The sequence below is a fragment of the Variovorax multivorans genome, from assembly GCF_051216835.1.
Classification (GTDB): domain Bacteria; phylum Pseudomonadota; class Gammaproteobacteria; order Burkholderiales; family Burkholderiaceae_C; genus Variovorax.
Genome location: NZ_JBPJZL010000005.1, coordinates 291,777 through 312,585, shown reverse-complemented (window position 1 = coordinate 312,585; position 20,809 = coordinate 291,777). Strand labels below are relative to the sequence as shown.

The following is a 20,809-nucleotide window of genomic DNA, read 5'->3' as shown; positions in this document are numbered from 1 at the left end:
GGCGTGGGTCATTCGAGGGTGGTGGGGGCGGGTTCGGTATCGAGGCGGGCGCGCAGCGAGTCGAATTCATCGCTCCATTGCGTGCGCCATTCGCGGCGCTGCGTGTCGTCGATCCACGCGCCGTCGAGGCCGTTGTGCATGAAGCCGCGCAGATCGTCCAGGCCGAAGCCGAAGTCGCGCACCATCATCAGCCAGGCCTGCGTGGGCGTGACCTTGTGCAGCGTCGGGTCGTCGGAGTTGGGGTGGATGCGCAGGCCCAGGCCGGGCATGCGGCGGATCGGGTGGTCGATGGCCCATCGCTCGGGCGGCAGCGTGCGCAGGTAGTACGAGTTGGTGGGCACCACGGTGAAGATCACGCCGCGATCAGCACATTCGCGCGCGAAGTCGGGCTGGTCGACCACCGTGTAGCCGTGGTCGATGCGGTCGACCTGCAGCACGTTTAGCGCGGTGCGCACGTTGGTCCAGGGCATGCCGAACTCGCCCGCGTGCGCGGTGGTCTTCAGGCCTGCCTTCTTCGCATCGGCATAGGCCTGCGTGAACAGCTCGGGCGGACGGTCGACCTCGCGGTAGTCGATGCCGATGCCGATCACCTCGTCGCAGCGATGCGCCTTGACCCACTCGACCATCTCCACGGCCGCCTCAGGGCTGGCTTCGCGGTCGATGGCGGCGATGAGGCGGCCGACGATGCCGAATTCTTGCTGTGCGTCCTGGATCGCGCGGACGATGGCGCCTTGCGCGAGCGGGTAGGCGATGCCCGACTCGTGCACCGTGCCAGTCGGGTTCCAGAAGAACTCGGCGTAGCGCACGTTGTGCGAGGCCGCGTCCTGCAGGTATTCGAGCGTGAGCTGATAGAGATCGCCGGCGCTGCGCACCAGCTGGGCGTCGAGCGCGCGCAGCACCCGCAGCACGCCGACCGGTTTTTCGCCGCGCGTGTAGAAGCCCTCGATTTCGTCGGCTGCCAGCGGCGAGCCGGCGCGCAGGTTGAGCTGCTTGAAGGTTTCGTGGCGCACCGTGCCGAACAGGTGGCAATGCAACTCGGCCTTGGGCATGGCGCGGAGCATCGATTCCAGCGTGAAGGGCGCAGTGGGGGCAGGCGTGGGGCTGGTCATGCTGACCAGTCTAGTAACGGCGCTCTCATAAGGAAAATTTTGAATTTCTATAATTTGATTCACTGAATCAATAACCGGGGATTCGCCCATGGCCGCCTTGCCCCTGCGTGCGCTCACATTGCGCCAGCTGCAGTTCTTCTCGGTGCTTGTGGAAGAAGGCCAGTTCGGCCGCGCGGCGCGCCGGCTGGCCATCACGCAGCCGGCCTTGAGCAACGCCATCAAGCAGATGGAGAAATTGCTCGGCGCCGAACTGCTGACCCGCTCCACTCACCGGCTGGAGCTCACGCCCGTGGGCGCCGAAGTGCTGGCGCGCACAGACTTTCTGGTCAACACCTTCGAGGTGGCGCTGCGCGACATCGAAAGCACGGTGCAGCGCGGCCGCGCCTTCGTGCGCATCGGCGTGATTCCCTCGGCCAGCGCACGTGTAGCGGCTGCCGCCAGCGAGTTTCTGCAGAGCGGGCAGCGCGAGGTGGAGCTGGCCTGGCGCGATGCCCCGTCGAACACGCTGCTGGCCGAACTGCGCAGCGGGCAGATCGACATGGCGGTGGCCGCCATCACCGAGCCGCCGGGCGGGCTGACCTGCATCGACCTGTTCCGCGACCCGCTGGTGCTGGTGGTGCGGCGCGACCATGCGCTGGCAGCGGCCGGCGATGCCCAGTGGGAGGCCATCGGCAAGGAGCGGCTGGTGCTGTTCGAACGCGGCAGCATGCCCGCGCTGGGAAACCCGGCGCGCGCGCAGTTCGCACAAGGCCCGGAGCCGTACCGCGTGAGCTATTCCGAAACGCTCTATGCGCTGGTGCGCAGCGGGCAGGCGCTGGGCCTGATGCCGCGCCTGTACACCTCGTCGCTGCGCGACCCCGAACTGGTGGTGGTGCCGCTGCTGAAGCCGCGCGTCGAGCGCCGCGTGGTGTTGGCCTACCTGCCGGGGCCGATGCGCAATGTGGTGGCGCAGGAGTTGATCGCGTTCCTGCGCGAGCGGCTGCCGCAAGCCGGCGAGGCGATGGTGCGGCGCGTGAGCGGCAAGGGCGTGCGCGCGCGGCGCCAGTCCTAGCCGTTCAGTTCAGCCGCGGCGTGGATAGTCTCCCGCACGCGCGGATAGATCTGCGCATTCCACTTACTGCCGCTGAACACCCCGTAGTGCCCCACGCCGGCCTGCAGGTGATGCGTCTTGAGGTACGGCCGGATGCCCGTGCAGAGGTCTTGCGCCGCCACTGTCTGGCCCACGGCGCAGATGTCGTCGCGCTCGCCTTCGACCGTCAGCAGCGCGGTGCGGCGGATGGCGGCGGGGTTCACGGTGCGGTCGCCCACGGTGAGCACGCCTCGTGGCAGGTCATACGTCTGGAAGACACGCTCGACGGTCTCCAGGTAGAACTCGGCCGGCAGGTCGTTCACGGCCAGGTATTCGTCGTAGAAGGTGCCGATGGTGCGGGCCTTCTCGATGTCGCCTTCGACCAGGTGGCTGTACATGTCCTCGAACTGCTTCTTGTGCCGCTCGGGGTTCATGCTCATGAAGGCCGACAGCTGCAGGAAGCCCGGGTACACGCGCCGCATCATGCCGGCGTGCGGCCACGGCACATGGCTGATGAGGTTGCGCCTGAACCACTCGATGGGCTTGCTGGTGGCCAGCGTGTTCACACCGGTCGGGTTGATGCGGCAATCGACCGGGCCGGCCATCAGCGTGAGGCTGCGCGGCGTGGCGGGGTTGTCGTCTTCGGCCATCAGCGCGGTGGCGGCCAGGGCGGCCACGCAGGGCTGGCAGACCGCGACCATGTGCACGCCCGGCCCCACGGCCTCCAGGAACTGGATGAGCTGCCGCGTGTAGTCGTCCAGGCCGAAGCCGCCGTGCCACAGCGGCACGTCGCGCGCGTTGTGCCAGTCGGTCAGGTACACGTCGTGGTCGCGCAGCAGCGTGCGCACGGTTTCGCGCAGCAGCGTGGCGAAATGGCCCGAGAGTGGTGCGGCCAGCAGCACCGGCGGATGCACCGCATCGGTGTCCTTGCGGAAATGCAGCAGGGTGCCGAAGGGCGAAACGAGGGTGGTCTCCTCGTGCACGGCCACTTCCGCACCGTCGACCATGACGCTATTTATGCCGTAGTCGGGCCGCGTATGGGTCAGCCGCATGCGTGAGAACACCTCGAACTGGGCGGCCATGCGCCGCAATATGGTGCGCTCCGTGCCGTCTTTCCACAGGGCCTTGCTCATGTACTGCGCCGCGAGCCGCGCCGGAGAGAGCAGGTCGGCTTGGTTCTGGTAGGCCCGGTACAGCATGAATACCTCGCAGGCAAGTTGTGGGCCAACCGCATGGCATGGCGCTTGCACGCAACGACACAACGCCCAAGGAGCTTCACGATGGCCAAACCCGTTCTCACCATCAGCAGCAAGAACTACGGCGCGTGGGCGCTGCGCGGCTGGCTGATGTGCAGGCTGGCCGGGCTGGACTTCAGCGAGAAGGTCATTCCGCCTGATGACCCGGCCATGAAGGCCGAGATGTTGCTGCTGTCTTCGTCGATGCTCGTGCCCTCGCTGCAGCACGGCAGCGTGAAGGTGTGGGACACGCTGGCCATCGGCGAATACCTCAACGAGATCAAGCCCAAGGCCGGCCTGCTGCCGGACGACGTGGCGGCCCGCGCCCATTGCCGCGCCATCTGCGGTGAGATGCACTCGGGCTTCGGCTCGATGCGCGGCGCGCTGCCGATGAACATCAAGGCCCATTTCAAGAACTTCAAGGTGTGGTCGCGCGCGCAGGCCGACATCGACCGCATCGTCGCCATCTGGCGCGAATGCCTCAAGGCGTACGGCGGCCCCTTCCTGTTCGGCAAGCAGCCAGGCATGGCCGACGCGATGTACGCGCCGGTGGTCACGCGCTTCCTGAGCTACGACGTGGCGCTCGACAACGTGTGCGCGGCCTACTGCAAGCGCGTGATGGAACTGCCGGCCATGAAGGAATGGGTGACGGCCGCGAAGCAGGAGCCGGAAGAGATCGACGAACTCGACGCGGAGTTCTGAGAGCTGGCCTAGTGCCGGAACATCCGCAGGTCGAGCGCGCTTTCTTCGCCCAGCCACATGGCGTGCGCCGTGTGGTCGGCAAAGTCGTCGCCCGTCACGCCGTGCACGAACACGTCGAGCCCGTTGCGGTTGGCGTCGAGCCAGCCGATGACCTGGTCGAACTCGGCGGCGTCGAAGGCGAGCTGGCAGCTCCAGTGCGGATGCGGCCCCACCAGCCGCTCATGCACGCGGCCGACCGCCACCATCAGCTCGTGGCCCGCCCGTTCGCAGAGAGCGCGGGCCTGCACCACCGTATCGGGTGCGAAGTAGACGTGGGCGTGGTACTGGGCGTAGAGGTTTTCGGGGCGGCGTGGCATGGTGCGCTCATTGTGGCCCTAACCGCGGGCCCAGGTGAAAACGCCCGCTGTAGCGGAACACGTCGCCGAACCAGCGGTGGCGCAGCAGCATCTTCATGGTGAAGTGGTCGGCATCGGCGGGGTCGGGCCGTTCCTCGACATAGGCGGTGCCGAGAAAGAGGCCCAGCGGCAGCGGAATGCGCAGCCCCGCGATGCGCCAGATGTAGCCCATGTCGCGGAACACCACCGCGCCGTCTTCAGCGCTCACCGCCAGGCGCATGCCGATGCCGAAGCGAACGTACTCGATCACCTCGCTGCCTTGCCCCGCGTCGTGTTCCATGTGCGAGCGGAAATGGAAGGGCTGCTTGCCCGGGAAGTGGAAGACGCGGTCCCAGTAAAGCTTGGCGTCGTCAGGGTGGCAGCGGTAGTGCACCTCGATCGGCACGTTCGTGCCCTGGTGCGGAACGAGCGCGCCGAACAGCCGGCCGAAGGGCATCAGCAGCGCGGCCCAGGGGGCGTGCCAGACCTCGTTCATGGTGCCGCGCACGCACACGTAGTCGTCGGAGAACGGCGTCATCGTGTAGTGGCGGCGGATGACGTCGCCGAGCCGGTCCCACGCGGGGCCGAGCGCCTGCTGGAAGACGGGTTGCATCGTCATCCTGCTGCCGCCGTTTCAGTGGCTTCGCTGCGTGCCTTGTAGAAGCGCAGGATGTTCTCCGAGGCGTCATTGAGCAGCAGCTGCATGACCCGGTCCGCATACCAGTTGAAGCGCGTGCTCAGGCGCCACGACACCTCGACACGCAGCTCGGTGCCGCCGTCGCGCGGGGTCAGCGTGTAGGTGGCGTCGCGCAGGTCGAAATACTGGCCGCCGATCATCACGTGGTCGTCGAGCGCTCCGGCCGGGAAGGAGTCTGGTGAGAAGCGAAAGCGCCACTTCAGCAGGCGGTTGGGCTGCCACTCGGTGACGATTTCTTCGAAGTGCACGTTCTTCTGCCATTGCACCTGGCGCACGCGGCCCTCGGGTGTGTCGACGGTCACGCCCGACACCGGCATCGGCACGCCGATGCGGTAGGCCCATGCGTCGCCGACTTCGCTGGGGCGGATGTCGCGCGCGGCGTTGAGTTCGTGCCACACACGCTCGGCCGGCGCGGCAATGAAGAGCGTGCGCGAGGTGTTCGAGAACTGGTCCGGGTTGGGCAATTGGGGCTCGATGCCGCCGAGCAGCAGCGGCATCAGGGCGAAGCTGTAGAGCGCGGGCTTGGGCCAGTTGGTGATGCGGCACACGATGCCCATCGCCAGACCGCCGACGCTGCCCATCACCGCGAACAGCGGAATGATGACGATCGCACAGATGATGCCTTCGATGAACACCGCCAGCGTGCCGGCGACGAAGAGCGCGGTCGCCACCCACGGCGCCCAGAGGTAGTAGCCCCAGCTGCGGCGCTCGATGCGCTCGGCCAGGTACACCGTGACCGCGCCGCACACTGCGGGCACGAAGTACACGAATGACCCGAGCATCGGCGAGAAGCGCTGGCCAGGCCCGCCGACGAAGACGATGCGCAGCACCAGCGCGACGAGCGCGCCCGCCAGGATCGGCCAGAACCACGCGAAGGGCATGCGACGCCTGGGTTCGGCCTGCTCGGCGGGGGCGAGCTCGGATAGCCTGCTTTCTTCGTTGTCGTTGCTCATGTGGAAACCTCTTCTCCTCGTTGTGCTTGTGTTGTTCGTTCTGTCAGTCGGCGCGGCGCTTCGCCGTGACCATGCAGTAGTCGAAGTCGCGCCAGAACATGCCCAGCGCGAGCGCGCAGTAACTGGCCACGATGTGCTTGCGCCGCCACGGGCTGAGCTTGCCGCGCGCCTTCCAGAGCTCGGCCAGCGTGAAGCGGGTGGCCAGCACCGGGATGTGCAGCGCACTGGGCGCCACGCGCCAGCGCAGCGACTTCACCTCGATATCGTCGAAGCCGTGCTCGCGCAGCGCGGCGACGAAGTCTTCGCGCACGGCCAGCGTGGGCACGGCCCAGCTGTCGGCCCACAGGCGGTGCAGCCAGCTGGCCAGGCGGCCGGGTTGGGGCCGCAGCAGAAAGCCGTCAACGACAGCCAGCCGCGCACCGGGCTTCAGCAGCCGTGCGGCTTCGCGGATGAAGTCGGCCTTGGCGGTGCCGTCGGCATAGCAGGCGCTTTCGACAGCCCACGCGCCATCGGCTTGCGCGGCGGGCAGGCCGGTGCGTGTGTAGTCGGCTTCGAGGTGCGCCATGCGGTCGGCCACGCCGGCAGCGGCGTCGAGCTTCGCGGCAATGCGGTTCTGCACGGCGACGTTGGTCACGGTGATGGCGTAGAGCGATGGATCGTCGCCGACCAGCGTGCGCGCGGTGGCGCCGGCGCCGCAGCCCATGTCGATCACGCAGCGGCGTGGCGCGGTGCCGGGCTGTGCGTCGCCGAGCTGCAGCGCGCTGCCGACCACGCGGTTCATCTCCACCAGCATGCCTTCGCGCCGCAGCGGATTCAGTCCCGCGCGCCAGAAGCCGAAGTGCATGTTGTAGCTGGGGCTCCAGGCGCTGTAGTCGACTGCGACTTCGGTGAAGTAGTCCTGCGTGTCCTCGGACGTGATGGGCGCGCTGGCGTGGCTTGCCGGAGTGCGCAGGGGCGTTTCGTGCGGCACGCGGAAGTCGGGCTGGAAGACAGTGGGCATGGCGATTCCCTCGGTGGTTGCTTGTTCGTTGGTTCTCAGAGGCGGCAGTTGCCGTCGTCGCAGGAAGGCGCGACGCGCCCCGCCAGCCTTGCGGCCAGCCAGCGCGGAATGCGGTAGCGGTTGCGCGCCAGCAGCGCATAGGCGCGGTCGGCCAGCGGCGCGACGATCGGCAGGTCGAGCAGGAAGCTGCCGCTCGACAGGCCCACCGCCGTGCGGCAGATGCGGATTGCGGGCACGCCGACGAAGACCCGGCCTTCAGCGTCCGACACGTGAATGGCGGCCATCAATGCATCACGCGGTGCCGGGCCGTTGCTGAACGCCGCTGGCGAGCAGTCGACCAGTTGCAGCCGGCCCGCCACATCGCGCGCCTTGAGGCTGCCCATTTCAGCCGAGCAGATCGCGCAGCTTGCGTCGAAGTAGATCGTGAGCGGGTAGGCAGGAAGGGCGGTGTGGCTCATGGTGCTTTTGGTTCTCGATATTTCTGTCAAAACAGAAACTGACGGACAAAAAAAGGGCCTCAGATCATCGGCAGGCTGGCATGGTGCGCGTCCGGGTCTGCGTCCTTGCCCTTGTCGGTCGAAGCTGCATCACCGCGCACGAATCTTTGCACGCTCGCGCCCAGCGTCATCACCTTGTCGAGCGTGCCGGGCGACAGCCGCAGCATTTCGTCGGCCCAGGTGGCGAGCTTGTCCATGAGTTCCATGGTGGAGCGGATGCGGTCCTGCGCATCGGCCGGTTCCTTCTGGAAGTCGGGGCTGGAGACCAGCTCGCGCAGCACGCGCACGGTGGGGTCGAATTCGCGTTCCTTGCGCTCGCGCACGACGGTGCGGAACAGCTCCCACACGTCGACGCTGGTCTCGAAATAGTCGCGCCGGTCGCCCAGCGTGTGGGTCACGCGCACGAGATTCCAGGCCTGCAGCTCCTTCAGGCTGTTGCTGATGTTGGAGCGGGCGACGCCGAGCGTGTCGCACAGCTCCTCGGCGTTCATGGGCTTGCCGTGCGCGAAGAGCAGGGCGTGGATCTGCGAGACGGTGCGGTTGACGCCCCACATGGAGCCCATTTCGCCCCAGTGCAGGACGAACTTGCGTTGAATGTCGGTGAGTTCCATGGCGTCGAGTTTAGGATTTACGAAATTTCTGTCAATAGAGAAATTGAAAAACTGGCGACAACGGTGAATCAGTGGAATACTGTATGAATAAACAGTAAATCCAGCATCGAAGGAGTTGCCATGCCAGCTGCCCGGATCCCCATTCATGCCATCAAGGGCCGCGGCGCGGCCACGCACATCGCGCACCGCTTCTCGAAGGACGAGCGCAACGCCTTCGACGACGGCTGGGGCACGCTCGAAGAAGGCGTGGCCGAGGCCGATGAACTGCAGCCCATTGCCACCGAAGTGCGCTTCGAGGACGTGAAATCGGTGCTCAACGGGAACGACTCGCCCGACATCTACTTCGACCGCTCGCTCAATCCGTACCGCGGTTGCGAACATGGCTGCATCTACTGCTTCGCCCGGCCCACGCACAGCTACCTGAACCTCTCGCCCGGACTCGACTTCGAGACCAAGTTGATCGCCAAGCGCAACATCGTCGAAGTGCTGCGCACCGAGCTCGGGCGCAAGAGTTACAAGCCCAGCTACATCGCCATCGGCACCGCCACTGACTGCTACCAGCCCATCGAGCGCGATCTGCGGCTCACGCGCTCCATCATCGAACTACTGCAGGAAACGCGGCATCCATTCGCACTGGTCACCAAGTCGAGCGCCATCGAGCGCGACCTCGACCTGATCGCCCCCATGGCGGCCGAGCACCTGGTGGCCGTGTACGTGACCGTGACCACGCTCGACGGCGAACTCGCCCGCAAGCTTGAGCCGCGCGCCGCCGCGCCGCATCGCCGGCTGCGCACCATCCGCACGCTGACCGACGCCGGCGTGCCGGTCGGCGTGAGCGTGGCGCCGCAGATTCCCTTCGTCACTGAAGACATGGAGCAGGTGCTTGAAGCCGCGTGGGAGGCCGGCGCGCGCAGCGCCTTCTACACGGTGGTGCGGCTGCCGTGGGAGGTGGCGCCACTCTTCAAGGAATGGCTGATGCTGCACTATCCGCAGCGCGCCGACCGCATCATGGCGCGCATCCACGAGATGCGCGGCGGCAAGGACTACGACGCCGACTTCGCCACGCGCATGAAGGGCTCGGGCCTGTGGGCCGACCTGATCCACCAGCGCTTCGAGAAGGCCACGAACCGCCTCGGCTACAACCGCGAGCGCATTCCGCTGGATGTCACTGCGTTCCGGCCACCGGGTGCGGCAGGGCAGGGCAATTTGTTCTAGCCGTACTCAGGCGCGCACTCGGGCCACCGATGCCGCGTGCCGCCCGAGCGGCGGTCGGCTTTTTCCGGGACCACGCCCAGCGCGCTCAGTTCCCTGCCGCGCAGTTCGAGCCGGTGCAGGCACTCCAGAAGGATGTCGAGATGCTCCGCGTCGATGCCGTCGAGAAGATCCATGTTGAGGCGGGCGACCCGCGGAAACAGCGCATCGCAGAGCTCGCGGCCGGTAGGGCTCAAACGCACATGCACTTCGCGGCCGTCCTGCGCATCCTGGCGCCGCTCCACCAGTTTCTTTTCGCTGAGGCTACGCAGGCCGCGTGAGGTGCGCACACGGTCCAGTTGCAGGCGCTCGGCAAATGCGGAGGAGGTGATCTCGCCGATCTGCGCAAGCATGCCGATCATTCCCCACTCGCGATGCGTGATGCCGAAGCCGCCTTCGACCAGGCGGGTTGCCATGCCGCTGCAGGCACGCACGGCACGCGACAGCCGGTACAGGAGCAGGTCGTCCAGGGAGCGCGGATCGCGCAGGGCATCTGCATTGGGAAAGGCTTGCATGCGAATCGGAAATGAAGAACTGTGGCCAAGCCGCTTTGGCGGCAAGTGATTGATTAGATTAACTATTGACTGCCTGTTTATAACAAAGCAACAAAGGATAAATAGTGTCAAAACAAATATCGATATGCAGGTCTTTATTTTTGAACGCTCGTCAAGGTCAATGGGTCAGCTTCTGCTCAGTGTCGATGTAATTGTGCCGGTGCCGAATGGCGCTGTGTGATTGCAATTCGGGTATCGATCGATAGCAGTTGCGAAGTTGAAAAAAACCGAACGCCGCAAGCAAATCGTATTTCCGCCATTCACAGAAAGAATATCCGTGCTCGATCTGAACGAAGTCGCAATGTTCGTGCAAGTTGCGCGCCTCGGCAGTTTTGCCGAGGCCGCGCGGCAGCTGCGCATGCCATCGGCAACGGTGAGCCGGCGCATCCAGCAACTCGAGGCGCGCCTTGGCACCCGGCTGATGCAGCGCTCCACCCGCAAGCTGACGCTGACGAACGCAGGCCAGACCTTTCACGAGCGATGCGGCCCGGCGGTCGAGGAGCTGATCGAAGCCGGTCAATCGCACGTCGCGGATAGCCAGGAGCCGAGCGGCGTGATCCGGGTGGCCGCCTCGGCCAGCTTCTTCGAATACTTCGAAATGGAATGGGTGTCGGCCTTTCTCGCTGCACACCCCCTGGTGCAAATCGACTTTGTTCTCAGCGATATCACGGCCGACCTCATTGCCGACCGCATCGACGTCGCGTTTCGCATCGGGTCCCTGCCGGACTCCAGCTATGTTGCCCGCAGGATCTTTGCAAGCTACGGGGGGCTTCTTGCCAGTCCTGCCTATCTGGCGGCGCATGGTGCGCCCGCCGATCTGGAGGAATTGAGCAGGCACGCGTGCGTGACACAGCCACCAGAGACCGGAAATCTCGCCATCTGGCGCCTCCAGGGGGCCGACGGCATAGAGGAAGAGGTGCGAGTGAGAGGGTGCTTCACCAGCAACATGCAAGTGGCGTTGCGCGAGGCCGCTTGCGCCGGGCTCGGCATCGTCGCGCTGCCGTCGATCCTGACGGCGGCGGAGGTGGCGGCTGGCCGGCTGGTGCCAGTGCTGCCGCAATACATGCGGGCGGGCCGCGGCTTGAGCGTCGTCTACCCCAGCCGCCAGCAGCGGCCGCTGGCAGTCTCGGCGTTCGTCGACATGGCCGTGGAAAAGCTCAGCCTGCAGGAGTGGACACCGTCGTCCCCCGCATTAATTGACGTCTCGTAATTCATTGGTGAATCGCATTTCGCGATTCACCCAATTGCGGGCGCCGGGTGAGCCATATTGGGCGTGGATGCCCCTATTTGGTGCGTTTTGCATTGGCTGCCACCAGGATTGCCTCGAAAACTGAGCGGCTGAATTTCATTCAGGGTGCTAGCGGAGAGTACCAAAGTTCGTAAACAATTGTCACACGCGATCTCTCGATAGAGAGGCGTATTGCTGATCCATTTCCGCTCTGTTGGGAGCGTATCTCAGGATCGCCTCGAATTGGACGAGTCTTTCGGTGCAGGCCAATTCATTCGTCTTCGTCGTTCCTCCGATCTGGAGGTGAACGGATTTTCTTTGTTGCAAGGATGGACAGCGGATGCACACACGGTCTTTGAGCGCAGCGAAACAACCGGGATTCGAACGACTCGGGCATCGCGTCACGTGGTCATGCTGAGGCTCGGCGTCTACAAGTTGCCGATGGCCGAGGTCGTCGTGATCCAGACGATTGTCCGGCTGTATGCGAGTGACGCCGCCTTTCCGTGGCAGCTGGTCAATGCGCCGCCGTACGACGCGCTGCTCGTCGATGCCGTCGCCGTGGAGCACGAATATCCCAAGGTGGTCGGCATGGCCGCCGCCGTGCTCAGGCTCACGCGCATGAATTCGGGCGGACAGCCCAACGCGCTGGAACGCCCGATACGTGCCGACAAGCTGCAGCGCTGGCTCAAGAGCACCGAGCAGGCATTGCGCGAGGCGCAGCCCGGAGGCCTGACCCTGGACGAGCAAACCGCCCTGGAGGTCGAGGTTTCGGACGCGGTCCGCTTCATGCTGCGTCGCTGGCCGCCGGCCATGCTGCTGCGCAATGACCTGGACAACATCCGCATGGCAAGCCTGCTGTCGAGGCGCGCGCTGAACGCGGCCGAACTGGCCGACCTCAGCCAGCTTCCGTTTGCCCAATGCGTTGCCTTCCTGCAGGCGCTGCGCACGGCAGGCGTGCTCGAACTGCGCGTCGAGCAGGCCCTGCCGCCGCTGTTCACGCCGCGGCTCGACAGGCCGATCCGCGCAGACTTCGCGCGAGGTCTCCTCAACGGCATTCGCCGCCGCCTGGGATTGCGAGTTTCATGAAGGAATACAAGATTCTTCTTACCGGCACGGTGGGCGCGGGCAAGACGACGGCGATCGGATGCGTGAGCGACACCTTGCCGGTCATGACCGAGGTGCCCAACTCCGACACGTCGATCGGCAAACAGCTCACCACCGTGGGCCTCGACTTCGGCCAGCTCACGCTGGACAACGGCGACCGCGTCCGCCTGTTCGGCACGCCCGGGCAGGCCCGCTTCGACTTTCTCTGGAAGATCCTCGCCAGGAACGCGCTGGGCCTGATTGTGCTGATGGACAACTCGCGGCCCGATCCGCTGGGCGACCTGTCCACGTACATGCAGGGCTTTGCCGAATCCCTGCGGACGCTGCCGTGCGTCGTCGGGGTGGGGCGGATGCACCGTCACCCCGTGCCTACCCTCGACGACTACGCGCAAAGACTCGAGTCCATGGGCCGGGTGTTTCCGATTCTCGATGTGGACGTGCGAAGCAGGAGTGACGTGATCCTGCTGATCGACACGCTGCTGATGCAACTTGAAGCCGACATGCAGGGAGAGAAAGAGTGAGTGTTCGACATGGCTTGTCCAGGACGGCAACCGCGCACGCGCAACGCGAGGTGCAGAAACTGGTCGATGAGCTGAGCGGGGTGACGTCCGCCGTGGTGGCTACCGCGGACGGTTTCGATGTGGCTTCCGCGAGCACCGGCGATGCGGATCCTGCCCGCGTGGCTGCAATGGCCAGCTCCATCGTGGCGATCGGCGGCGTCGTTTCCGAAGAAGCCGGCCTCGGCCGGCACAAGAGCGTGATGATCCTGACGGAATCGGGCTTCGCGATTTTCTGCAGCGTGCACCGGTGCGATGGTGAACTCGTCATCAACGTGATCGCCCGGGACAGTGCAGTCCCGGCGCTGGTGGCCTACCGGGCGACCCAACTCGCCAAGACCCTCGCCGAGGTATGACGACGGCAGATTTGATTTCCACGCGAAGCCTGTCCGGCGCAACGCTCCCTTCGAGATTCCTTCCGCCCCTTCAAGGCCCATGCGTTTTTGCGTAGCGCAGCGGCTTCTTTTTGTACGCAGCAACCTTTTTCAACGATCCGACTGGAGAACGACTTGGCATCCATCAAACAAACGCTCGAAGACATCCTGAATATCGACGGCGCCATGTGCGCGGCCGTCGTCGACTCGGGCAGCGGCATGATCCTTGGCTCGGCGGGGTCGGGCGTGGACGTGGAAGTCGCCGCCGCCGGCAACACGGAAGTCGTGCGCGCCAAGCTCAAGACCATGCAGGCGCTGGGCCTGAACGACGTGATCGAGGACATCCTGATCACCCTGGGCAAGCAGTACCACATCATCCGCCCCTCGGCATCGAAGGAAGGTGTCTTTCTCTACGTCGTGCTCGACAAGCAGCGCGCCAACCTCGCCCTGGCCCGCCGCAAGACGCAGGACGTCGACAAGCTGATGGACTTCTGAAATCAGCAGAAAGGCAGAAAGAATCTCCGTGCTCGACCTGAACGAAGTCGCAATGTTTGTGCAAGTTGCACGCCTCGGCAGCTTTGCGGAAGCCGGGCGGCAACTGCGCGTGCCGTCGGCGACGGTGAGCCGTCGCATCCGGCAACTCGAGGCGCACCTGGGCACCCGGCTGTTGCAGCGCTCGACCCGCAAACTGGCGTTGACCAACGCCGGCCGGTCCTTCCAGGAACGATGCGGCCCGGCGGTCGAGGCGTTGATAGGCGCGGGGCGGCTGCAGGTCGAGGGCGGCCAGGAACCGAGCGGCTTGATACGCGTGGCCGCGCCGGCCAGTTTTTTCGATTTTTTCGAAATGGAATGGGTGGCCGATTTCCTGGCCGCGCATCCGCGGGTGCGGCTGGACTTCGTTCTTGATGATGTCGTGGCCGACCTCATCGGCGATCGCATCGACGTCGCTTTTCGCGGCGGACCCTTGCAGGACTCGAGCTACGTGGCCCGCAAGATCTTCGCAAGCTACGGGGGGCTTCTTGCCAGCCCCGCCTACCTGGCAGCGCGGGGCGCACCCACCAGCCTGCAGGAGCTCCTCGAGCACGACTGCGTGACGCAGCCGCCGGACACCGGCAATCTCTCGACCTGGCGCCTGCAAGGCCCCGGCGGCGTGGAAGAAGACGTGCGGGTGAGGGGACGCTTCATCAGCAACGTGCAGGGCGTGCTGCTCAAGGCTGCGTGTGCAGGGCTGGGCATCTCCGCGCTGCCGTCGATCCTGACGGCGTCCGACGTGGCGGCCGGCCGGCTGGTGCCGGTGCTGCCGCAGTACATGCGGGCGGGGCGCGGCCTGAGCGTCATCTACGCCAGTCGCCAGTACGTTCCGCAGGCGGTGTCCACGTTCGTCGACATGGCGATGGAAAAGCTCAGCCAGCAGGATTGGGCGCCTGCGTCCAGGTTGGCTGCCTGAGCGTCGCCGCCTGTCGCGTTCAGCCAGCCTTGGCGGAACGGTCTGCGACGGTGGCAGGGCAGGACGAGGGCGCGGCACCGGTCGCGTCGGCACCGCACCAGTCGCCACCCAGCGCCTTCACCAGAAACACCGAGGTCAGCAGCCGTTGCCCCTGCAACTGCGCGGCCTGCCGCTCGACCGTCAGCAGAGACTGCTGCGCGGTGATCACGTCGAGATATGTCGAGGCGCCACCTTCATAGCGGCTGGTCGCCATGTCGAGCACGCGCCGCGCCGCCGTCACGGCCGACTGCGCCTGCGTGGTCGCACTGTCGAGCGCCGACAAGCCGGTGATGCCGTCTTCGACTTCCTGCATCGCCGTCAGCACGGTGCGGCGGTAGTTGCCCAGGGTGGCGTCGTAGCCGGCCTTGGCGAAGTCGACGTTGGCGCGCACGCGCCCGCCGTCGAACAGCATCTGCGTGGCGGATACGCCCACCGACCACAGCAGGCTGGGCCCGTTGAACAGCGACTCGATCAGGCGGCTGTCGACGCCCACCGTCGGCGAGATGATGAAGCTCGGATAGAAGGCCGCGGTGGCCACGCCAATCTGCGCATTGGCCGCGGCCATCGCGCGCTCGGCCGAGGCCACGTCGGGCCGGCGCTGGAGGATTTCCGACGGCACGCCCAGCGGCACCGCGGGTGGCTTGATCTCGCGCAGATCTACCGGCAGTGCAAAGTTCGGCGCGGGCGTGCCGGTGAGGGTGGCCAGCGCGTGCTCGTACTGCGAGCGCTGCTTCTTCAGCACGTCGACCTGCGTCAGCGTGGTTTCGAGCAACGCCTGCTGCTGCGCCACGTCGAGGCCCGACACCGCGCCCAGGTCATGCCGCGCCGTGACCAGTTCCAGCGCGCGGCGCTGCAGGCCGATGGAGCGCGAGAGCACGTCGAGCTCGATGTCGGTCGAGCGCAGGTTGAAATAGTTATTGGCCACGTCGGCGCTCAGCAGCAGCCGCGTGTTGGCCAGGTCGGCCGCCGACTGCTCGGCGGAGGCCGATGCGCCCTCGACGGTGCGCTGCACGCGGCCCGCGAGGTCGAGCTCGTAGCTGGCGTTCAGCGAGACGGTGAAGTCGTTCTGCACCGTGGACGCGTTGGCGGTCGAGTAGTTCGTCAGCGGCCGGTTGGCGGAAATCTTCAGGCGCGAGGCGCGCGTGCCGAGGCCCAGCTGCGGATATTGGCTGGCCGCGTTGGACGCCAGCGCGGCCCGCGCCTGCGCCAGCCGCGCGTTGGCGATGACCAGCGTCGGGCTGCCGGCCAGGGCCTGCGCCTGCAATGTGTCGAGCGTGGCGTCGTCGAAGCGCTTCCACCACGGACCTTTGTCGGCGCTGTCGCTGGGCGTGCTCACGCGCCAGGGCTCTTCGAGCTTCCAGCTGACGGGCAGGGGCGTGTCGGGTGTCTTGTAGTCGGGGCCGACGGCGCAGCCCGCGACTAGTGCGAGCACCGCGGCAGCCGTGGCGACGACGGGCTGTCGCAACCTCACGCCGGTTCCTTCTTTGGCATGACGGGCGGGGCGGCCTTTGCGGCGGCTGGCGGAGCTTCGGGCGCGACGGCCACGATGTCGCCTTCAGCCAGCGAGTCCGAGGGGTTCAGCACCATGCGGTCGGTGCCTTCGAGGCCGTCGATCACTTCGACGTTCTCGCCGTAGTTACGGCCCAGCGTCACGGCGCGCAGGCCGACGCGGCCCTTCGCATCGACCACGGCGATGCGCGTGCCCTCGGCGCGGAACAGCAGCGCATTCGACGGCACGGTGAGCGTGCGGCTCGCGGCCAGCGGCAGCGACACCTGCACGTAGGCGCCAGGCAGCAGCGCGCCGTCCTTGTTGGGCAGCGACACCTCGACCTGCATCATCCGCGTAGTCGTGTCGATGGAGCCGGCGGTGCGCGCCACCTGGCCCTTGAAGCTCTGGCCGCGCAGTTCGGCCTGCGTGACGACCACCGGCTGGCCCGCCTTCACGAGCTGCGCATAGGCCTGCGGCACGTTGATGTACACGCGCAGCGGATCGGTCTGCGCGAGCAGGAAAAGGGCGCGCCCGGCACCGCCGCCCGCACCCGCATCGATCAGGTCGCCCACGTCGACGTTGCGCCGCGTGATCACGCCCGCGAACGGCGCCACCACGCGCTTGAAGCCTTCGGTCTGTTTCAGCCGCTGCACGTTGGCATCGGCCGCAGCCACGTTCGAAGTGGCCTGCGACACGGCGCTGCGGCGCTCGTCCAGGTCTTGCTGCGAGACCACGTCTTTCTTGCGCAGCGCTTCCCAGCGGTCGGCGGTGCTGCGCGCCAGCTCCAGCCCCGATGCAGCCTGCGCGCGTGCGGCCACGGCCTGCGAGAGCTGCTGGTCGATTTCGGGCGTCTCGATCTCGGCGAGCAGCTCGCCCTTTTCGACACGGCTGCCGATGTCTTTCGTCCAGCGCTTGAGGTAGCCGCTGGCGCGCGCCGAAATGGGCGATTGCACGAAGCCCTGCAGCGTCCCCGGCAGCGCCAGCGTCTGGCCGGTGGTGGGCACGCGGGGCAGTGCGGTCTGCACATATTGCTTCGCGCGCTCGCTGGTGCCCGCTTCGAGCGCGCGGGCGTTGGCGATGCGCACGAACACGGTGCGCGCCGCACCGAGCGCCAGCAGCACCAGCACGATCAGCACCAGCCAGCGCGTGCGCCGCACGATCTGCCGGCGGCGCAGCAGTTCACCCTCGCCCTCTTCAACGGCGATGGGGTGGATGGCCAATGCCGAGTGGCGTTGCTCCGTCATGAAATCAGTTCTCCTGGGGCGCTGCGCCCGCTGGCAGTTGATGCTGGTGCGCGGCTTCGCGCGCCGCCCGGCGGTGCGCAAGCCGACTGTGCACCCCCGCGAACACGGCGGGTACGAAAAACAATGTCGACACCGTGGCAAAGATCAGGCCACCGATCACGGCGCGGCCCAGCGGCGCGTTCTGCTCGGCGCCTTCGCCGAGGCCCAGCGCCATCGGGATCATGCCGATGATCATCGCCAGCGCCGTCATCAGCACGGGGCGGATGCGGGTGGCGCCGGCTTCCAGCGCGGCCGACAGCGGCGGAATGCCCGCCTGCAGCCGCTCGCGCGCGAACGACACCAGAAGAATGGAGTTGGCCGTGGCCACGCCCATGGTCATGATCGCGCCCGTGAGCGCGGGCACGCTCAGCGTGGTGCCGGTGATGAACAGCATCCACGCAATGCCCGCCAGCGCGGCCGGCAAGGCGGTGATGATGATGGCCGCGTCCAGCCACGACTGGAAGGTGACGACGATCAGCAGGTACACCAGCACGATCGCCATTGCCAGCCCCACGCCCAGGCCGATGAACGACGACTGCATGGTCTGCACCTGCCCGCGGATCTCGACCCGGCTGCCGCGCGAGAGCTTGGGCCGCATCTCGTCGACCAGCTTCTGCACCTTCGACGCCACGCTGGCCAGGTCGGTGCCCTGTACGCTCACGTACACGTCGATCACCGGCGCGATGTTGTAGCGCGACATCACGGCCGGCTGGCGATCGGCCTGCGTGCTCACGAGGTTGCCCAGCAGTTGCTGCGCGCCGGTCGCTCCCGTTGCCGCACCTGTACCCGCACCCACCGGAATGTTCAGCAGCGAGTCGAGCGAGTCGACGGTGTATTGCGGCGTCTGCACCGCGATGCTGTAGACCACGCCGTTCACCGGGTTCAGCCAGAAGGCCGGCGCCGTCTGCGAGCTGCCCGACAGCGCGATGAGCACGTTCTGCCCCACGTTGGAGGCTGTCAGCCCGTACTGCTGCAGCCGCGTGCGGTCCATCTGCAGGCTCAGCGCCGGGCCGTCGAGCCGCTGGTGCACGTGGGCGTCGACCGCGCCCGGAATCTGGCGGATCGCCTTGGTCAGTTCGGCCGCGCGCAGGGCATTGCCGGCCATGTCGTTGCCGCTGAACTGCACATCGATGGCCGCGGGCAGGCCGAAGTTCAGGATCTGCGTGACGATGTCCGCCGGCTGGAAGAAAAATTCGATGCCCGGAAAGCGCTTGGGCAGCTCGGCCCGCAGGAGCGACACGAACTGCTCGGTCGGCTTGTGGCCCTCTTTCAGCGACAGCAACAGCTCGCCGTCGAAGGTGCCGATGGTGCCGGCGTTGCTGTAAGACAGGTTGATGCCGCTGTTGGGCACGCCCAGGTTGTCGAGGATGGTTTCGAGCTGGTCCTGCGGCACCAGCTCGCGGATGGCGGCTTCCACCTGGTCTGTGAGGCGCGCGGTCTCTTCGATGCGCGTGCCGGTGGGCGCGCGCAGGTGCAGGCGGATCTGGCCGGCATCGACGGTCGGGAAGAAGTCGCGGCCCAGCGCGGGGTAGAGCAGGCAAGACAGCAGGCAGAAGCCGAGGAACAGGCCGATGAACCCGGCGCGCTTGGAGAGCACCGCCGACAGCACCAGCGTGTAGGCGCGGCGCACGCGCTCGAAGCGGCGGTCGAAGGCGCGATACAGGCGCTGCAGGGCACTCTGCTTTGCACCCTCCGCCGGTGCATGGCCGCCGCCGTGCGAGCCGCCCATCAGCAGCATCACCAGCGTCGGCACCAGCGTGCGCGAGAGCAGGTAGGAGGCCAGCATGGCGAACACCACCGCTTCGGCCAGCGGCACGAACAGGAAGCGCGCCACGCCCGAGAGAAAGAACATCGGCACGAACACGATGCAGATGCACAGCGTGGAGACGAAGGCGGCCGAGCCGATTTCGCCCGCGCCAACCTCGATGGCCTCTTTCAGCGGCGTGCCCATGTGCAGGTGCCGCTCGATGTTCTCGATGGTCACGATCGCCTGGTCGACCAGAATGCCCACCGAGAGCGCCAGCCCGCCCAGCGTCATGAGGTTGAGCGTTTCGCCGAGCGAGTACAGCACCAGGATGGACGCCAGGATCGACAGCGGAATCGTCAGCCCGATGATCAGCGTGCTGCGCCAGTTGCCGAGAAACAGCAGCACCATCGCGGCCGTGAGCGCGGCGGCCAGGATGGCTTCGAACACCACGCCCTTGACGGCGGCTTTCACGAACACCGACTGGTCGAACAGCGGCGTGATCTTGATGTCTTCCGGCATCGTCTGCGCGGCGATGGGCAGCATGGCGCGGATGTTGGAGACGATATCCAGCGTGGAGGCGCCGCCGTTCTTCAGCACCGACAGCAGCACGCCGCGCACGCCGTCCTGGCGCACCACGTTGGTCTGCGGCGAGAAGCCGTCGCGCACGTAGGCCACGTCGCGCAGGTAGGTGGTGGCGCCGTTCACCGTGCGGATCGGCAGGTCATTCAGGCCCGCGATGGCGTCGGGCGAGCCGTTCATCTTCACGTTGTATTCGGTGGCGCCGAACTTGGCCGTGCCCGAGGGAAGAATCAGGTTTTGCGTGTTCACCGCGTTCACCACGTCGGCAGGCGACAGGCCGCGCGCCTGCAGTGCCTGGGTGTCGAGGTCGACCGAAATCAGCCGGTTCTTGCCGCCGTAGGGAAAGGGAATGGCCGCGCCGGGCACCGTGATGAGCTGCGGGCGCAGCTGGTTGACGGTGGAGTCGAACAGCGAGTTTTCAGAGCGCGTGGGGCTCGACAGCGCCAGCTGGATCACCGGCACGCTGGAGGCCGAATACTTGATGACCAGCGGCGGCGTGATGCCCGGCGGCAGTTGCCGCACCTGCGCCTGCATCGAAGCCACCACCTGCGAGATGGCCATCTCGATGTTGGCCGTGGGCTGGAAGAACACCTTGATGATCGACACGCCCGCCAGCGACTGCGACTCGATGTGTTCGATGTCGCTCACCGTGGTGGTCAGCCCGCGCTCGACCTGGCCGGAGATGCGCTGCCCCATCTCCTGCGCCGGCAGGCCGGTGTAGTTCCAGATGACGCTGACCACCGGGATGTTGATTTCCGGGAAGATGTCGGTCGCCATGCGTGCGAGGACAAAGGGCGTGGCCAGCACGATCAGCATCGCCATGACGATGAAGGTGTACGGACGACGCAACGCAAGCTGGACCATGGAGGGGGCTCTCTGCTTCCGACGGAAAAAGGTTTTGCATCATAAG

Annotated in this window: 21 protein-coding genes; 9 read left to right on the top strand and 12 right to left on the bottom strand. The window is 66.3% G+C overall.

Features of this window, described 5'->3' with window-relative positions:
- Nucleotides 1–8 precede the first annotated feature (8 nt).
- Nucleotides 9–1,109 (bottom strand): adenosine deaminase family protein, encoded by a 1,101-nt coding sequence (locus ACSFCA_RS14860; RefSeq protein ID WP_435460002.1) that lies wholly within the window; start codon nucleotides 1,107–1,109, stop codon nucleotides 9–11.
- A gap of 88 nt (nucleotides 1,110–1,197) precedes the next feature.
- Between ACSFCA_RS14860 and ACSFCA_RS14855 the strand changes: the two genes are divergently transcribed.
- Nucleotides 1,198–2,160 (top strand): LysR family transcriptional regulator, encoded by a 963-nt coding sequence (locus ACSFCA_RS14855; RefSeq protein WP_258353830.1) that lies wholly within the window; start codon nucleotides 1,198–1,200, stop codon nucleotides 2,158–2,160.
- On the opposite strand, the gene ACSFCA_RS14850 is transcribed toward ACSFCA_RS14855, so the two are convergent.
- Complete coding sequence (locus ACSFCA_RS14850; RefSeq protein ID WP_435460001.1) at nucleotides 2,157–3,377, bottom strand: polyhydroxyalkanoate depolymerase; 1,221 nt, start codon at nucleotides 3,375–3,377, stop codon at nucleotides 2,157–2,159. The genes ACSFCA_RS14855 and ACSFCA_RS14850 overlap by 4 nt on opposite strands.
- 81 nt (nucleotides 3,378–3,458) lie before the next feature.
- Between ACSFCA_RS14850 and ACSFCA_RS14845 the strand changes: the two genes are divergently transcribed.
- Nucleotides 3,459–4,115: a glutathione S-transferase gene (locus tag ACSFCA_RS14845; protein WP_093077815.1), complete on the top strand. Its 657-nt coding sequence runs from the start codon at nucleotides 3,459–3,461 to the stop codon at nucleotides 4,113–4,115.
- A gap of 8 nt (nucleotides 4,116–4,123) precedes the next feature.
- Here ACSFCA_RS14845 and ACSFCA_RS14840 read toward each other — a convergent pair whose 3' ends face one another.
- From ACSFCA_RS14840 to ACSFCA_RS14815, 6 genes are read right to left on the bottom strand one after another with little or no spacing between them, the layout of a single operon-like run.
- Nucleotides 4,124–4,471 carry a DOPA 4,5-dioxygenase family protein gene (locus ACSFCA_RS14840; protein ID WP_435460000.1) on the bottom strand — a complete coding sequence of 116 codons (348 nt, stop codon included), beginning with the start codon at nucleotides 4,469–4,471 and terminating at the stop codon, nucleotides 4,124–4,126.
- Nucleotides 4,472–4,478: 7 nt separating this feature from the next.
- Nucleotides 4,479–5,102, bottom strand: coding sequence for a DUF4166 domain-containing protein (locus tag ACSFCA_RS14835; protein ID WP_435476935.1), 624 nt, complete (start codon nucleotides 5,100–5,102; stop codon nucleotides 4,479–4,481).
- 2 nt (nucleotides 5,103–5,104) lie between these two features.
- Entirely contained in the window at nucleotides 5,105–6,139 is a 1,035-nt protein-coding gene (locus ACSFCA_RS14830) for an SRPBCC family protein (protein WP_435459998.1), read from the bottom strand.
- A 43-nt stretch (nucleotides 6,140–6,182) separates the two neighbouring features.
- Complete coding sequence (locus tag ACSFCA_RS14825; protein WP_435459997.1) at nucleotides 6,183–7,139, bottom strand: SAM-dependent methyltransferase; 957 nt, start codon at nucleotides 7,137–7,139, stop codon at nucleotides 6,183–6,185.
- A 35-nt stretch (nucleotides 7,140–7,174) separates the two neighbouring features.
- On the bottom strand, nucleotides 7,175–7,597 hold the full coding sequence (locus ACSFCA_RS14820) for a thiol-disulfide oxidoreductase DCC family protein (protein ID WP_435459996.1): 423 nt from the start codon (nucleotides 7,595–7,597) through the stop codon (nucleotides 7,175–7,177).
- 59 nt (nucleotides 7,598–7,656) lie between these two features.
- On the bottom strand, nucleotides 7,657–8,247 hold the full coding sequence (locus tag ACSFCA_RS14815; RefSeq protein ID WP_258353836.1) for a GbsR/MarR family transcriptional regulator: 591 nt from the start codon (nucleotides 8,245–8,247) through the stop codon (nucleotides 7,657–7,659).
- Between the two features lie 120 nt (nucleotides 8,248–8,367).
- Here ACSFCA_RS14815 and ACSFCA_RS14810 point away from each other — a divergent pair, with 120 nt between their 5' ends.
- A complete protein-coding gene (locus ACSFCA_RS14810) occupies nucleotides 8,368–9,462 on the top strand; it encodes a PA0069 family radical SAM protein (RefSeq protein WP_097198673.1) in 1,095 nt (364 codons plus the stop codon).
- On the opposite strand, the gene ACSFCA_RS14805 is transcribed toward ACSFCA_RS14810, so the two are convergent.
- Complete coding sequence (locus ACSFCA_RS14805) at nucleotides 9,459–10,013, bottom strand: MarR family winged helix-turn-helix transcriptional regulator (RefSeq protein ID WP_258353837.1); 555 nt, start codon at nucleotides 10,011–10,013, stop codon at nucleotides 9,459–9,461. The genes ACSFCA_RS14810 and ACSFCA_RS14805 overlap by 4 nt on opposite strands.
- Before the next feature lie 316 nt (nucleotides 10,014–10,329).
- On the opposite strand from ACSFCA_RS14805, the gene ACSFCA_RS14800 reads away from it, so the two are divergent.
- The 6 genes from ACSFCA_RS14800 (at nucleotide 10,330) to ACSFCA_RS14775 (ending at nucleotide 14,762) form a co-directional block, all read left to right on the top strand.
- Nucleotides 10,330–11,262: a LysR family transcriptional regulator gene (locus ACSFCA_RS14800; RefSeq protein ID WP_258355263.1), complete on the top strand. Its 933-nt coding sequence runs from the start codon at nucleotides 10,330–10,332 to the stop codon at nucleotides 11,260–11,262.
- Nucleotides 11,263–11,523: 261 nt separating this feature from the next.
- A complete protein-coding gene (locus ACSFCA_RS14795) occupies nucleotides 11,524–12,366 on the top strand; it encodes a hypothetical protein (RefSeq protein ID WP_435459995.1) in 843 nt (280 codons plus the stop codon).
- Complete coding sequence (locus ACSFCA_RS14790; RefSeq protein WP_258353839.1) at nucleotides 12,363–12,905, top strand: GTP-binding protein; 543 nt, start codon at nucleotides 12,363–12,365, stop codon at nucleotides 12,903–12,905. The genes ACSFCA_RS14795 and ACSFCA_RS14790 overlap by 4 nt, the downstream gene beginning before the upstream one ends.
- A gap of 50 nt (nucleotides 12,906–12,955) precedes the next feature.
- Nucleotides 12,956–13,297, top strand: coding sequence for a roadblock/LC7 domain-containing protein (locus tag ACSFCA_RS14785; protein ID WP_435459994.1), 342 nt, complete (start codon nucleotides 12,956–12,958; stop codon nucleotides 13,295–13,297).
- Nucleotides 13,298–13,450: 153 nt separating this feature from the next.
- Complete coding sequence (locus tag ACSFCA_RS14780; protein ID WP_258353841.1) at nucleotides 13,451–13,810, top strand: hypothetical protein; 360 nt, start codon at nucleotides 13,451–13,453, stop codon at nucleotides 13,808–13,810.
- A 28-nt stretch (nucleotides 13,811–13,838) separates the two neighbouring features.
- Nucleotides 13,839–14,762 (top strand): LysR family transcriptional regulator, encoded by a 924-nt coding sequence (locus ACSFCA_RS14775; protein WP_435459993.1) that lies wholly within the window; start codon nucleotides 13,839–13,841, stop codon nucleotides 14,760–14,762.
- A 19-nt stretch (nucleotides 14,763–14,781) separates the two neighbouring features.
- Here ACSFCA_RS14775 and ACSFCA_RS14770 read toward each other — a convergent pair whose 3' ends face one another.
- From ACSFCA_RS14770 to ACSFCA_RS14760, 3 genes are read right to left on the bottom strand one after another with little or no spacing between them, the layout of a single operon-like run.
- Nucleotides 14,782–16,272 (bottom strand): efflux transporter outer membrane subunit, encoded by a 1,491-nt coding sequence (locus ACSFCA_RS14770; protein WP_435459992.1) that lies wholly within the window; start codon nucleotides 16,270–16,272, stop codon nucleotides 14,782–14,784.
- A complete protein-coding gene (locus tag ACSFCA_RS14765) occupies nucleotides 16,269–17,534 on the bottom strand; it encodes an efflux RND transporter periplasmic adaptor subunit (protein ID WP_435459991.1) in 1,266 nt (421 codons plus the stop codon). Before ACSFCA_RS14765 ends, ACSFCA_RS14770 begins: the two co-directional genes overlap by 4 nt.
- Nucleotides 17,535–17,538: 4 nt before the next feature.
- Nucleotides 17,539–20,763, bottom strand: a complete 3,225-nt coding sequence (locus ACSFCA_RS14760) for an efflux RND transporter permease subunit (protein WP_435459990.1) — start codon at nucleotides 20,761–20,763, stop codon at nucleotides 17,539–17,541.
- Nucleotides 20,764–20,809 lie beyond the last annotated feature (46 nt).